Annotated in this window: 13 protein-coding genes; 5 read left to right on the forward strand and 8 right to left on the reverse strand. The window is 32.9% G+C overall.

Features of this window, described 5'->3' with window-relative positions:
- Positions 1–101: 101 nt before the first annotated feature.
- From A9G41_RS03460 to A9G41_RS03485, 5 genes are all read right to left on the reverse strand, one after another.
- Positions 102–434, reverse strand: coding sequence for an integrase core domain-containing protein (locus A9G41_RS03460; protein ID WP_075539333.1), 333 nt, complete (start codon positions 432–434; stop codon positions 102–104).
- Entirely contained in the window at positions 412–678 is a 267-nt protein-coding gene (locus A9G41_RS03465; protein ID WP_065581808.1) for an IS3 family transposase, read from the reverse strand. The genes A9G41_RS03460 and A9G41_RS03465 overlap by 23 nt, the downstream gene beginning before the upstream one ends.
- A 186-nt stretch (positions 679–864) precedes the next feature.
- Entirely contained in the window at positions 865–1,494 is a 630-nt protein-coding gene (locus A9G41_RS03470; protein ID WP_065581809.1) for a peroxiredoxin-like family protein, read from the reverse strand.
- Complete coding sequence (locus tag A9G41_RS03475) at positions 1,481–2,068, reverse strand: DNA alkylation repair protein (RefSeq protein WP_065581810.1); 588 nt, start codon at positions 2,066–2,068, stop codon at positions 1,481–1,483. Before A9G41_RS03475 ends, A9G41_RS03470 begins: the two co-directional genes overlap by 14 nt.
- Positions 2,069–2,522: 454 nt before the next feature.
- Positions 2,523–3,005, reverse strand: coding sequence for a MarR family winged helix-turn-helix transcriptional regulator (locus A9G41_RS03485; RefSeq protein WP_065581812.1), 483 nt, complete (start codon positions 3,003–3,005; stop codon positions 2,523–2,525).
- Positions 3,006–3,247: 242 nt separating this feature from the next.
- On the opposite strand from A9G41_RS03485, the gene A9G41_RS03495 reads away from it, so the two are divergent.
- Together A9G41_RS03495 and A9G41_RS03500 are read left to right on the forward strand one after the other, a co-directional pair.
- A protein-coding gene (locus tag A9G41_RS03495; protein ID WP_442903289.1) for an IS3 family transposase occupies positions 3,248–4,329 on the forward strand; the annotation gives its coding sequence in 2 pieces (ribosomal slippage) (positions 3,248–3,491 and positions 3,491–4,329; 1,083 coding nt in all).
- 476 nt (positions 4,330–4,805) lie between these two features.
- Positions 4,806–6,263, forward strand: a complete 1,458-nt coding sequence (locus A9G41_RS03500) for a hypothetical protein (RefSeq protein ID WP_176700429.1) — start codon at positions 4,806–4,808, stop codon at positions 6,261–6,263.
- A gap of 101 nt (positions 6,264–6,364) precedes the next feature.
- Here A9G41_RS03500 and A9G41_RS03505 read toward each other — a convergent pair whose 3' ends face one another.
- A complete protein-coding gene (locus tag A9G41_RS03505; RefSeq protein ID WP_065581815.1) occupies positions 6,365–7,957 on the reverse strand; it encodes an ABC-F family ATPase in 1,593 nt (530 codons plus the stop codon).
- A gap of 532 nt (positions 7,958–8,489) precedes the next feature.
- Here A9G41_RS03505 and A9G41_RS03510 point away from each other — a divergent pair.
- From A9G41_RS03510 to A9G41_RS03520, 3 genes are all read left to right on the forward strand, one after another.
- Positions 8,490–9,044, forward strand: coding sequence for a YbhB/YbcL family Raf kinase inhibitor-like protein (locus tag A9G41_RS03510; protein ID WP_065581816.1), 555 nt, complete (start codon positions 8,490–8,492; stop codon positions 9,042–9,044).
- 25 nt (positions 9,045–9,069) lie between these two features.
- Positions 9,070–9,852, forward strand: a complete 783-nt coding sequence (locus A9G41_RS03515; protein WP_065581817.1) for a helix-turn-helix domain-containing protein — start codon at positions 9,070–9,072, stop codon at positions 9,850–9,852.
- Between the two features lie 181 nt (positions 9,853–10,033).
- Positions 10,034–10,921 (forward strand): carboxylate/amino acid/amine transporter, encoded by an 888-nt coding sequence (locus A9G41_RS03520; RefSeq protein WP_218837663.1) that lies wholly within the window; start codon positions 10,034–10,036, stop codon positions 10,919–10,921.
- 474 nt (positions 10,922–11,395) lie between these two features.
- Here A9G41_RS03520 and A9G41_RS03525 read toward each other — a convergent pair whose 3' ends face one another.
- Both A9G41_RS03525 and yaaA read right to left on the reverse strand, forming a co-directional pair.
- A complete protein-coding gene (locus A9G41_RS03525; protein WP_075539334.1) occupies positions 11,396–12,349 on the reverse strand; it encodes an AEC family transporter in 954 nt (317 codons plus the stop codon).
- Positions 12,350–12,359: 10 nt separating this feature from the next.
- Positions 12,360–13,133: a peroxide stress protein YaaA gene (gene yaaA / locus A9G41_RS03530; protein WP_065581818.1), complete on the reverse strand. Its 774-nt coding sequence runs from the start codon at positions 13,131–13,133 to the stop codon at positions 12,360–12,362.
- Positions 13,134–14,674 lie beyond the last annotated feature (1,541 nt).

The raw sequence follows: 14,674 nt of genomic DNA on the forward strand, positions 1-14,674 counted from the left end.
ATCAGTCTCGTGTTTTTTTTCGTTTCATTTTTAAGTAACGGTAAACGTTTGGTGTCAACATAGAGCATTCCGCCTTGATAGGGTTTATTATCGCGCTTAGCTTATCTTCTTAATTTATCTTCAATGGACTTTTCAACTTTAACCAGATGTTTAATACCATAAAAGAGAGTTTTATATCGTTCGTTTTTACTTGTCAAAGGAACAAATGTAAATACCCCAAACTTAGTACAAGATTCAAGTAGAAAATAATACTCCTTGTTTAGGGTTTTATACTCAATCTGCGTCATATTATTTAATGCTTCATGAGGTTTTTCGTTGTTATAACTGGTTAGCCATTCTTCTGTTACCTTTCTTGCTTGTTCCAGATTATTAAATAGATATAAATCGAGTACCTCTGTGCGATAGATGCGATTAAATCGTTCCAATATACCCATTTTGATATGGGTTGCCGAGCTCAATATAATCAATGGCTATATCATGTGATTTAGCCCAGTTAATAAACGTATTTCCAGTGAATTCCGGTCCATTATCGACTCGTATTTTGAGTGGATAATTATGATATTCAGCCAGTTTATCCAGATAACGGGTGATCCTGCCAGCCGGCAAACTGACCGCAATATCAATGCCTAGCACCTCACGATTAAAGTCATCGATGACATTGAAGTGTGGATAATTCAACAGTAGATTCCTCCCACAATTGAACGTAGTTTATTCGACTTGCCTACGATAGTTATTGCTAGTTAGGTAGTTTCTGTGAAATAAATAGTGCTGCTAAATTTCCTGCAATTCCATTACCAATTATGATTAGTTTATTCTTTTTTATATAAGCCCTTTAGACTCTATATAAATTAATCCAAATGATTTTTAAAGTTTAATATCACATACATCAGCTCTTTCCATATAATTTGTGGAAACTGAAGAAAATAGAATTTTTTTATTTTTATCAATAAGATAAGTTGCAGGAATAGGCAGTTTATACGTCTTATCATTATTAAATAATTCTAAATCTGCTCCCATGTTTTTATAGATATCACGAACATTTTCTTGCAGCGTAAAAACAAGCCCATATTTATCAGCAATTTCGTTCCCTTTATCAGAAAGTATTCTAAATTCGAGGTTATTTCGTACCGTTACATCGTGATTAAAATGAATAGTTTGAGGAGAAATCGCAATAACCGTTGCACTATCAATAAGATTGTTATTTATAGCTTCTTGGTAATGTGCTAATTCAGCCATACAAAACGGACACCAATTACCACGAAAAAAGCTAAGTATAACTGGATTATGTTGCAATGTATCGTAGAGCGAAATAGGTAGACCCTCAGCATCTGGCAACGTAAAATCAGGAGCTATATCACCGACTTTAAGAGCGTGGTTTTCTAAATTTAGCTCTATAAGTTCATGAAGTGATTGTCCGAACGCATTTAAAATATCAACTGGCACAGTTTGCGCCATTTCTTTTTGTATTAGCTCAAGTTTTTCATTTAATTTCATGATTATTTTCCTTTAGAGGTTTATTTATTGTGCGTATAGCTTTTTTAACAATACGCTGTGTAAATGCTGAATCACTTTCTGATAACCATTGTGAATAGAGGTCTGATACCCAACTTGGTCGAGTTTTACTTGCATCATTTAACCAATTAGCAACTGAATCTTGGACATATTTTTCAGGTTCGTTTTTTAATGGTTCAAGTAAAGAAAGAGCCATTTCAGGTTGTGTTTTTAACTCACTAATATGCTTAGACCAACCCCCTCTAGGCCTTAAACATTCAACAGCAAACCACCTAACGTAGGGATTTGGGTTTATTACCCAAGTAGAAAGTAATTGAATAGAAACAATTAAATCAGAAGATAATTTTTCTCGAACGGCCATCCAAACCCATTTGCAAACTCTAAAGTGGATATCTTTAGCGTAAGATTGAATCTGGATAAGTAATTCTTGTAGCGATAGTGGAGGTTTCTTTTGGGTAAGAACCACTCTAAATAAATGCTCTTGATCTATTTGTAAGCATTCATTGAGATTAGTCGTGGCACCAAGCCCGTTATTCAATATGTCAATACGATTCATTATTCGTAATACCCTGGTAATATGATATTGTTGGGGTAGATGATTTTTTAATCTGTTCAGTTAACTTTCCATGTATCGTATCACTCATAAAATACTGACTCATAAAGACCGAATGAAGTCGATATGGAGTAAAACCGAAGGTTCTTCCCATTGTCAGCAATTCATAATAACAATCAATAATCTGATCTACATGTAATACTATTAAAAGCCGATTATTCGGCATAATTATTAAGTACGGAGAGAAATAAGGTAGTTTTCGTTCACTTTTAATAAGCCCTTTGAGAACATATTCTCGACTTATCAACCAAATAGCTTCAAAAAACGCATCATACGTGGAAGCAAATTTTATTGTTATCTTATCTTTAATAAAAGATGATTTGTTAAGATGCGTAACAATTCTAAGATTCTTTGTTTCCTGAAGCATATCAGTAATCTCTAAATTCATAAATTATAATTAATCATCTTTAAGCTGAGACATTTTATTTAAAATACAAACGAGCGTTTTAATTTCAGAATCTGTTAAATTTTTTGTAATGTTAGCAATCCAAAGACTATGTTCCTTGAAGATTCGGTGTATCAAATCTTGGCCTTTTTTAGTCAGAGTAATATCAATTTTTCTTCCATCGGTGATGTCTTCAGTTTTATTGACCAATTTTTCTTTAACTAAAGAATGAATGAAAGAGGTTATCGTTGGTTTTGTAACTCCACTCAGAGTAGCAATTTCTTGCGGTGATAGCACCTTATGCTCAAATAGAAGTACGAGCACCATAAAACGCCCCTCAGATAACTGATAATCACTTAGTCGTTTAGCACATTCTTTGTCTATTCTCATTCCAGTAGAAAGTATACTAAAACAAGCTTCTACCGATAATATATTGGCTGCTTTATGTTTTTTAATAATACGAGCTAATGATATATATTTTTTTTCCAACTTCACGATTATGACCTCCTTTTAATATAGTTAGATGTCTAACTAAACTGCCAAAAAAATAGTTAGACATCTAACTATATCTGGATTATAAAAAAAACATATTCCTTGTCAAGAAATATTAAAAAATAATTTCACTTAAGTATAAAGCTCATCAACAAAACAAATTAATACAGATTGTAACTATCCCCTAAAATAGTACAGCAAAAAAGTAGAAAATTCTCTATGATAAAAGTAAAGGGGATTTAATTATGAAAAAAATGACTGAACATCAAATCGTCGCTATTTTAAAAGAAGCTGAAGCGGGTATTCCCGTTAAAGAACTGTGCCGTAAATATGGCATGGGTAATTCAACTTTCTATAAATGGCGAGAAAAATACGGCGGAATGGAAACGTCGGATATCAAACGCTTAAAGGAGCTGGAGGCTGAAAACCGCAAGCTTAAACAGATGTTTGCCGAACTGAGCTTAAAATCCCAGCTTCAGGAAGAAATTATAAAAAAGCTTTAGTGCCAACTGGGGCACGTAAAACGTGGGCACAGCAACTACAACAAAATCATTCAGTTACTATTGCTATGAGTTGTGCCATTGTTGGCTTAAGCCGTTGTGCTTACTATTATCAATCTAAGTTACAGGATGATTCGGTGATTGTTTCGGTGTTGAATGCTATCACAGACCGGCATTTACGCTGGGGCTTTCCTAAATGTTTTAATCGTATCAGAAAGCTCGGCTATCAATGGAATCATAAACGGGTATATCGGGTGTATTGTGAATTAAAGCTTAATCTCAGGGTAAAGCGTAAAAAACGCATTCCTCCACGATGCCCGGAAAGGTTATTAGTCCCCAATAAACAAGGTGAATGTTGGTCAATGGATTTTATGAGTGACAGTAGTCGTAATCAACGTCGATTTAGGACATTCAATGTCATCGATGACTTTAATCGTGAGGCGTTAGGTATTGATATTGCAGTAAGCTTACCGGCAGGGAGAATTACCCGTTACTTAGATAAACTGGCCGAATATCATGGGTATCTATTAAAAATACGAGTCGATAATGGACCAGAATTTACAGGAAAAACCTTTACCAACTGGGCTAAATCACATGATATAGCCATTGATTATATAGAGCCTGGTAGCCCATATCAAAATGGCTATATTGAACGATTTAATCGTACCTATCGTACTGAAGTACTCGATTTATATCTTTTTAACAACTTAGCACAAGCAAGGAGAATAACCGAAGAATGGCTAACCAGTTATAACACCGAAAGACCGCATGAGGCATTAAATAACATGACACCGATTGAGTATAAAACACTAAAACAAGCAGCATGATTTTCTACGTGAGCTGTGTACTAAGTTTGGGATATTTACAATATTACAATTTTAATATGTTTTGCTTTTTTACAATTTTCTTTTTAATTTCAAGTGAAATATATTCAAGCTAATATTGACAATATCTTAATAAAAAGGTCAGTATTTTATATTTAAATGATGTTATTTTTCATTTACAATATAGGCTTGTTTTAGTGGTTACTATATTTCTTTTTTATCTAACTAAATAAAACAAAAAAGATTTTATAAAAACTAACCAATGTACTATAAAAATATTATATTAAACAATGCATTGATAAATTGAATGGGTTATGGTAGAATGAAAGACACAACACAACACAACACAACACAACACAACACAACACAACACAACATTAATTTGTTCTTTTTGTAAAAAAATATTACCAAGCAAGTCTCTCGAAAATTTATTATTTGTTTATAAAAATCACCATAAATACACTATTTATGATCTTAAATTGATAAAAGTACAAAAAATTGAGGTGATAAATTTCATCTTTTTAGTTTTTATGACATTATTAGCCATTACTAATAGTCATGCTGCTTTATCTACAAAGACAATAAAAACAATTGAAGGTTCTGCTCCTTATATCAAATTAAATGGCTCTGCTATTAATGAACTAGCTGATTTATTAAGTTTTCAAAAATCCGATAGTTCCTCTGGTTCTGTAGTCATTGATCCATCGATGAACAAAGTAATTTATGCGCATGATGGGGACAAATTTAATCAATTTATTACGAAAGTTGTTGCTGATGGACAACCAAATCACTTATCAAATGTTGTGGGGGTAAGTTATGGTGATGATGATGGTGATTTCGCTCATTTAACTATGGGAATAACTGGTACTTTAACTGCTACTTGGCGTTATCGACAGCCAGATGGTACGATAAGAACGTTATCTGCTGATGAATTAAAAAACAATTTAGATTCATGTAAAAGCCCATATCAATTGACGATTAGCGCTGATAATATTAAAGCGCAATCTCAATATGGCATACCATTTGAACATGCTTATGGCAGTCTTAGCAAAACATATACAATAAAAGTTGATGATTTCAAAATTTGTTATATAAAGCCTGCTAGTTTACAAATTTATGATGCTTCTGGCATTGACAAAAATACTTGTACCAATACGACAAATTGCAAATTTATAGGTGGTTATAACCCTAAAGTTTTCTTCCCTAATGAAGGGTTTTCTGCTTTGGCTTCTACTAAGTTTCCGACAACGGCTTTTGATCAAGCAAAATTTACTTTAAGAATGAGTAACGAACAGAGTGATTATATTTATACATCAAGTAATCCGAATTTAGTTTCGATAAGTAATGTAGCAGGAAGTGAAGGTGTTGTTACCTTTAATTCATCTGTTCATCCCAATTTACCTTTTAATGTAATCTTAACAGCAAGGACAAAACCCAATGTAATAACGCCTTCAAAAACGTCTATTTATTCTTTTACCATTAATAAATGGATACGCGCACTTCCTCCAACACCATATAAAACAGAGCAGTATTTAGATACTGGAAATGGTATTTTCCCTGCAGCTAATGCTTGTGCTGGACGTGATTTAGGGATGATTAGTGCAGAAGAAGCGGCAAGTTATTTTTATTCGCCAAGTGAATTAACCAATGCACCTAGCGCAGCAACTGCCGTAACCGGGCATGGCATAGGTCTATTTCCTGAATGGTATCATAATCGAGAAGCAAGATTATCGCGAGATATTGACGGTACATTTTACGGAGAATGGGGAAATTTATATAAAGGATACCCTAATAGTGGTTTTGGAGCATCTGTTGGATGTACGTGGAGTAGTCAGGTATATACAAATGCGCTTATATTTGGTATTGATAGGGAAAACGGTTATGTAGGTTATAATTTGCTTAAATATGATGGTTGCACTCCAGTTTGTCGAAAATAGTAATGATAAATAATATTTTATCGTAGAGTGAAACAATAAAAATTATTGGTAACCAAAAAATAGCCACATTGGTATTTGTGGCTATTTTTATTAATGAATGATTATTCAATTCCTTGACTACGCAGATAATCTTCATAATTACCCGTATAATCGTTCACTTTTTCAGGTGTGATTTCAACAATTCGAGTCGCTAAGGAACTTACAAATTCACGGTCGTGCGAAACAAAGAATAGTGTGCCTTGATAAAGCTCTAATGCCATATTGAGTGATTCAATTGATTCCATATCAAGATGGTTTGTTGGCTCATCCATGACAATAATATTCGGGCGTTGCATCATCAATTTACCAAATAACATACGTCCTTTTTCACCACCAGATAGGACCTTAACTTGTTTTTTAATATCGTCTTGTGAAAATAATAATCGACCTAGAATACTACGCACGGCTTGTTCATCGTCGTTTGGTTGTTTCCATTGGCTCATCCAGTCAAATACCGTTAAATCGCCTTCAAATTCGTATTCATGATCCTGCGCATAATAACCAATATTTGCGTTTTCAGACCATTTTATATCGCCTTGCTCAGGAGTTAGTTCGCCCATTAGCGTTTTTAATAATGTGGTTTTACCAATACCATTAGTCCCTAAAATAGCAACTTTTTCGCCCACTTCAACCATGAGCTTAAGATTTTTAAAAAGAGGGCCATTGTCAAATCCTTTGGTAAGGTCTTCAACAACAAGCGCATTACGAAATAGCTTTTTATCTTGCTCAAAGCGAATAAATGGATTTTGTCGACTAGAAGCTTTGACTTCTTCAAGTTTGATTTTTTCAATTTGCCTTGCGCGTGATGTTGCTTGTTTTGATTTTGATGCATTGGCACTAAAGCGACTAACAAACGATTGCAGTTCACTAATTTGTGCTTTCTTTTTGGCATTTTCGGCTAACAAACGCTCTCTCGCTTGCGTTGATGCGGTCATGTAATCGTCGTAGTTACCCGGATAGATGCGCAATTCACCATAATCTAAATCTGCCATATGGGTACAGACCATATTCAAAAAATGGCGGTCATGCGAAATAATAATCATAGTACTTTCGCGTTGATTTAAGGTATCTTCAAGCCAGCGGATTGTATCAATATCTAAGTTATTGGTTGGTTCATCGAGTAATAAGATATCTGGATTTGAAAATAGGGCTTGGGCTAATAATACCCGTAACTTCCAACCTGGTGCGATTTCGCTCATTAATCCGTAATGTTGCTCAATTGGAATACCAACACCTAATAATAATTCGCCAGCCCGAGATTCGGCACTGTAACCATCCATTTCAGCATATTGGGTTTCTAAATCAGCAACTTTAAAGCCATCTTCTTCACTCATTTCAGGGAGTGAATAGATGCGATCCCGTTCTTGTTTGATCTGCCATAATTCGGTATGTCCCATAATTACGGTATCAAGGACAGTAAATTCTTCAAAAGCAAACTGATCTTGGCGTAATTTACCGAGTCTTTCATGTGGATCTAAAGCCACATTACCTGATGTAGGCACGAGATCGCCACCAATAATTTTCATAAAGGTAGATTTACCACTGCCATTAGCGCCGATTAGACCATAACGATTACCGTTGCCAAATTTAACCGAGATGTTTTCAAATAATGGCTTACTGCCAAATTGCATTGTGATGTTATTTGTACTTAACACGAAAATTGACTCTCTTTAAAATGCGTTTTGCTCAAAAGCAATAATTAGCCTTTGCATGACGTCGCGAAAATATAAATTGGCGCACATTATGCCATAATTAATCATTTTTGAGGATCTTTGTTTTAGATAACGGCATTTAGGAAGGGTATATTTAATTTAATTCTTAATATATTGTAAAATATAGGAAAGTTTCAGGACGTCTACACACCATAATTAAAATAAATTTCTAATATTTACAATATGTTAGCCATATCTTAAATTACTGTCAACAGCGTGAATTATTCCTAAATTTATTTTTACCCTTGATTTCAGGTTAATTGGGAAAGATATAATCACTTGATTACCGTATAACTCATTGATTGTTCTCAAAACCATTTTAAATTTGAAAATAAAATAAAATCAACAAACTAAAATTAACTGCAAGAGAATGATAATATTAATCGAATTTGTGTCAGATTTAAGCTAATTTGTGCCGATTATAGCTTGAAAATTCCTTATGATGGCTTTTATTTAATCGTTAAAAGAGGCCAACATGCATATTTTGTGCAAAGCGAAAGCCATTATTTATAGTACATTATTATTGAGCACAAGTTGCAGTTATGCGACACAATTACAATTAACTAGCACTGATCTTATCAATAATGGATTTACTACTCGGTTTATATCCAATCAATTTGGTTGCCAAGGCGAAAATATATCTCCACAAATTTCATGGAAAAATCTACCCAAAACGACAAAAAGTTTAGTATTAACTATGTATGATCCTGATGCACCAACAGGTTCTGGTTGGTGGCATTGGGTGATTGTTAATATTCCTGTACAAACATCGTTTATTAAACAATCAGCAGGAAATAATCCCAATTTATTGCCTAAAGGAAGTAGATTAGTACGTAATGATTTTGGCGTGATAAATTATGGAGGGCCATGTCCTCCGCTAAATTCGACTCATCGATATCAATTTACACTTTATGCACTAGACATTGATCACATTGAGGTTGATGAACAAACTACCCCAGCTCTAGTTGGTTTTATTGCTAATTCGCATCAAATAGCAAAGGCAGATATAATTTACTCCTACTCACGTTGATATTGATTAATAGGCTATTAGGATTATGGATTTTGCTTCAATTGGTCGAGTGAATTATATAACACAACGTTGTAATCAAACCCTAAAACAGATTCAAAGCATTGATCCAATGATTGTCTATGTCATAAATGGCGAAAAACAGATCGAATGTGAGGGCGAATATTTTAAGGTAAAAACAGGTCAGTTAGTCCTGATTCCAGCAGGTAATTTAATGAATATAAATAATTTTTATATTGATGATAAGGATTATCAAGCCATTTGTTACTCTTGGCATGCGCAGCTACTAGACCAATTTGCTTTATCTCATTTTTATCAGAGTAATCAAATTCTTAAAAAAATTAAAGTTGAAACAATATTACCTGAAACTTTTATTACTCGACTAATACAGATTAAAACAGAATTATTTACACATAACCAATGCAATTCTAATCTTGTTAAACATTTATTTATTGAACTTTTAATTAGATTATCTGCATTTGGTGTGTATTTTCCACTGAATAATAACCCGAAAATTAGCCAAAAAATTCGCGAAATTATTAACCAGCAACCAGACAAAAAGTGGCAGGCAGCAGAAATTGCTAAACAATTTGCTATGAGCGAATCAACTTTACGGCGACATCTTGCTTTAGAAGGATATAATTTATCCAAAATTATCTTAGATATAAGAATGAATTTTGGTTTAATGCTGTTACAAACCACCCAAAAAACGATCCTACAAATTGCCCAAGAAGTGGGATATGAATCAGGCTCTCGTTTTGCTTTTTACTTTAAACAACGTTTTGGATTTTCACCAAAGAGGCTACGTTAGCCAATTTTTTATTACTAACATTTAATTTTATTTATTAAATTATTTTTTATGCATGTCCATTACCATGGTTTCTCAGAACTATAGTATATAGCGCTAGCAATTCCTACAGATTATCAATTATTTTATCATAGTAATCAATTTTTATGATGTAAAGTTTACAAGTGCTAAGCCAATTGATACGATGCGTCTCTCATTATTTTCTTTATTTTCATCAATTATGCTTTATCTTATTTTTGTAACAATTATTTGGTCGTTTTCGTTTAGTTTTATTGGTGTTTATATCAGTGGACAGGTTGATACTTGGTTTGCTGTGGTTATGCGTGTTGTGTTAGCATTTATTACCTTTTTGCCTTTTTTACACTTTAGAAATATTAAGCTTAAAACCATGTTTCTTTTAATGGGGGTTGGGGTTTGTCAATTAGGGGTTATGTACTTTTTTTATTATAATTCCTTCCAATATATTTCAGTACCTGAAGTGCTGTTGTTTACCATTTTTACACCAATTTATGTCACGGTTATTTATGATTTACTGCAACGTCATCCATTACGATTGAGTTACCTTTTTACGGCAATAATAGCAGTTATTGGTGCCGCTATTATTCGTTATGATCATATTAGTGCAAACTTTATTATTGGCTTTTTATTAATTCAAGGGGCTAATATTGTTTTTGCCTTAGGGCAGGTTGGTTATAAAAGAATTATGGAGATATATCCAATGCCTCAACATCAGGCTTTTGCTTGGGTTTACTTTGGGGCGGTAATTGTGGCAACAGTAGGTTGGTTACTTTTTGGCGATGCATCAAAATTACCAACAACTAATTTGCAATGGGGAATTATTATTTGGCTTGGAATAGTGGCTTCTGGTGTGTGTTACTTTTTATGGAATTTTGGCGCGACAAAAGTTGATTCGGGCACTTTGGCTATTATGAATAATGTGGTTATTCCAACAGGGATTTTGGTGAATGTGGTGATTTGGCATCAATCAATAGACTGGGTACGCTTTATATTAGGTAGTGTAGTGATTATGTTGGCACTATTGCTACACAACAAAGTTAAAATTGCTCATTAAGTTAAGAACAATAATCTGTAGGAATTATTCGCGTTATTGACAGTAATTTGAGAAACGGCCGTCATAAATAGGCATAAGAAACAGAACTAACGCCAAATCAAAGATTGGCAATATGGGCTTAATTATAAAGAAAAATAACCGTCACTGATTTGGCTAAGCGTTTTGGTGAGTCGTTCGACCATTTGATTAAAATTTAACAATCGATTAAATATAAATTAAGACGGCAAGCCCAGTATTCATTTTTCAAGTGATAGGTTTTGTAAAAAATATTCAGGATTCTATACCGTTTGGTGATAAATTAAAACTCTACAGTATTTTGTTTGTTAGATTCAAAAGATAGAAAATGATTTATTCATTTTTATACACATAAGATGATTTTAAGTAAAACGCTTTAGGCATTGTTAGCAAATTATTTGAATCATGAAGTGTAAGCAATCTGGTGTTGTGCTATAAAGCTGTGCTATAAATAAGCGTTTAAGGTAAATGTGTCATAATTGATAAAATTAACGGTGTTGTAATAGAAGATAGCATCGTTGATATTAATAAGCTTGAAGCGATAGAGCCTTGCAACACTTCAAACTGCCTTGCCATCATATAACAATTTATCGCAATTGAAACTGAACTGAGTAATACCACCACTTGCAATTCTAAAGTTGGTAGTCCAATGAGTTTACCTAAAATATAAGTAACAATAGGTAACATAGCCAATTTTAATATGCAGATAGCTGTTGTAATTAAAAGTTTATCTCGAATTTTATATTCCGCTAGTCCCATGCCTAAAACAATTAATGAAAGAGGTGCGGTCATCTCACTCACCATTTTAGTTGATTTATCAATAAAGTTAGGTAACGGTAAACCAATAAAATTCACTATAATGCCTGTAAAAATTCCAATAATAATGGGATTTTTTGCAACATTTTTAAAGGCTTTAACAATCCCTTTAGTTGAACATTTTCCCATTTGCACAAATTCAATAGAAACCGTCGCAAGTGTCCATAAAATTAAGGCATTAAAGATAACGATAATGGCAACAATGGGGATAGCATTATCGCCTAATAACATTTTAATAATAGGAATACCAACAAACACCGTATTGGTATAAATACTACCCATAGCAAACATTGTACTTTCTGAACCATTTAACTTAAATAATTTAGATGCAATTAGGCAACCAATTGCAAAGACAATAAAGGATCCACCAAAAAAGATGAATAACAGTTTTATATCGATTTGCGAATGTTCAGAAAAATGGCTCATGATCTGAAATAGCATGATGGGAAATGCAATATAAAAGGTAAATTTGGTTAGGCTATCGGTGATTGTTTTTTGCCAACGACCTACTTTAACCGCTAAAAAACCGAATAAAATTAGCATAAAAAGGGGCAGGGTAGATAAAAACTGCGCCCATAATGTTGTAAAAAATGCCATCGTCATTATTTTATTGATGATTGCGTATGAAGTACCATTCTAAGTCAGTTGATCGTTTTGAATCAAATTGATAGCCTTCTAAATTGAAATCTTTAATATCATCACTGTGATTAATTTTATTTTTTATAATAAATCGGCTCATTAAACCACGCGCTTTTTTAGCATAAAAGCTAATCACTTTATAATCATCTTTGCTTTTATCTAAAAATATCGGTTGAATGATCTTAGCATTGAGCTGTTTTGCTTTTATTGCTTTGAAATATTCGTTTGATGCCAAATTAATTAATGTGGGATGTGATGATTTTAACAACTCGTCATTAAGTTTATTTGTTAATGATTCTCCCCAAAATTGATAAAGATTAGCATGGTTACCGTTTTTTAAGCGAATACCCATTTCTAAGCGATAGGGCTGAATTAGATCAAGTGGTCGTAATAAGCCATATAATCCTGACAGAATCCGTAGATGTGATTGAGCAAATTTTAGATCACTATCATTAAAATCTTCAACATGTAAGCCCTCGTAAACATCACCTTTAAAAGCCAGTATCGCTTGCCTTGCATTCTCAAGATTAAAATCACTATGCCAATTTTGAAAACGCTCATAATTAAGCTCAGCTAATTTGGGGCTGATAGACATTAATTGGGCTAAATTCTCTACACTCAATTTTTGACAATCTTGTATAAGGGTTTTAGTTGAGTCAATAAATTGAGGAAACGTATAATTTTGGGTTAATAATGGTGATTGGTAATCTAAGGTTTTTGCTGGTGAAATAATTATTATCATAACATATTTTGCCTATTGTATTTTGCAATAAATCGGGTTATTTTACATCAAATTCAACCCAAAGGAGTAGCAAAATGAACGTAGATAAACAAGAAATGCACGATATCAAAGCTTGGCCTACTATTCGTGAAATATTTATTGAAATTGTCGACGCTATTTTTGAATTTTTTATAGGGGGGTTTTAGTTGAGTTAATAAATTGAGGAAGCGTATAATTTTAGGTTAATAATGGTGATTGGTAATCTAAGGTTTTTGCTGGTGAAATAATTATTATCATAACATATTTTGCCTATTGTATTTTGCAATAAATCGGGTTATTTTACATCAAATTCAACCCAAAGGAGTAGCAAAATGAACGTAGATAAACAAGAAATGCACGATATCAAAGCTTGGCCTACTATTCGTGAAATATTTATTGAAATTGTCGACGCTATTTTTGAATTTTTTATAGGGGGGTTTTAGTTGAGTTAATAAATTGAGGAAGCGTATAATTTTAGGTTAATAATGGTGATTGGTAATCTAAGGTTTTTGCTGGTGAAATAATTATTATCATAACATATTTTGCCTATTGTATTTTGCAATAAATCGGGTTATTTTACATCAAATTCAACCCAAAGGAGTAGCAAAATGAACGTAGATAAACAAGAAATGCACGATATCAAAGCTTGGCCTACTATTCGTGAAATATTTATTGAAATTGTCGACGCTATTTTTGAATTTTTTATAGGGGGGTTTTAGTTGAGTTAATAAATTGAGGAAGCGTATAATTTTAGGTTAATAATGGTGATTGGTAATCTAAGGTTTTTGCTGGTGAAATAATTATTATCATAACATATTTTGCCTATTGTATTTTGCAATAAATCGGGTTATTTTACATCAAATTCAACCCAAAGGAGTAGCAAAATGAACGTAGATAAACAAGAAATGCACGATATCAAAGCTTGGCCTACTATTCGTGAAATATTTATTGAAATTGTCGACGCTATTTTTGAATTTTTTATAGGGGGGTTTTAGTTGAGTTAATAAATTGAGGAAGCGTATAATTTTAGGTTAATAATGGTGATTGGTAATCTAAGGTTTTTGCTGGTGAAATAATTATTATCATAACATATTTTGCCTATTGTATTTTGCAATAAATCGGGTTATTTTACATCAAATTCAACCCAAAGGAGTAGCAAAATGAACGTAGATAAACAAGAAATGCACGATATCAAAGCTTGGCCTACTATTCGTGAAATATTTATTGAAATTGTCGACGCTATTTTTGAATTTTTTATAGGGGGGTTTTAGTTGAGTTAATAAATTGAGGAAGCGTATAATTTTAGGTTAATAATGGTGATTGGTAATCTAAGGTTTTTGCTGGTGAAATAATTATTATCATAACATATTTTGCCTATTGTATTTTGCAATAAATCGGGTTATTTTACATCAAATTCAACCCAAAGGAGTAGCAAAATGAACGTAGATAAACAAGAAATGCACGATATCAAAGCTTGGCCTACTATTCGTGAAATATTTATTGAAATTGTCGACGCTATTTTT

Origin of the sequence: Gilliamella sp. Nev5-1, assembly GCF_001690895.1 — a bacterium.
Classification (GTDB): Bacteria; Pseudomonadota; Gammaproteobacteria; order Enterobacterales; family Orbaceae; genus Gilliamella; species Gilliamella apicola_C.

Coding starts and splice junctions, on each gene's coding strand:
- A9G41_RS03460 (WP_075539333.1), bottom strand. CDS start 434: ATGGGTATATTGGAACGATTTAATCGCATCTATCGCACAGAGGTACTC.
- A9G41_RS03470 (WP_065581809.1), bottom strand. CDS start 1,494: ATGAAATTAAATGAAAAACTTGAGCTAATACAAAAAGAAATGGCGCAA.
- A9G41_RS03475 (WP_065581810.1), bottom strand. CDS start 2,068: ATGAATCGTATTGACATATTGAATAACGGGCTTGGTGCCACGACTAAT.
- A9G41_RS03510 (WP_065581816.1), top strand. CDS start 8,490: ATGCATATTTTGTGCAAAGCGAAAGCCATTATTTATAGTACATTATTA.
- A9G41_RS03515 (WP_065581817.1), top strand. CDS start 9,070: ATGGATTTTGCTTCAATTGGTCGAGTGAATTATATAACACAACGTTGT.
- A9G41_RS03520 (WP_218837663.1), top strand. CDS start 10,034: ATGCGTCTCTCATTATTTTCTTTATTTTCATCAATTATGCTTTATCTT.
- A9G41_RS03525 (WP_075539334.1), bottom strand. CDS start 12,349: ATGGCATTTTTTACAACATTATGGGCGCAGTTTTTATCTACCCTGCCC.
- yaaA (WP_065581818.1), bottom strand. CDS start 13,133: ATGATAATAATTATTTCACCAGCAAAAACCTTAGATTACCAATCACCA.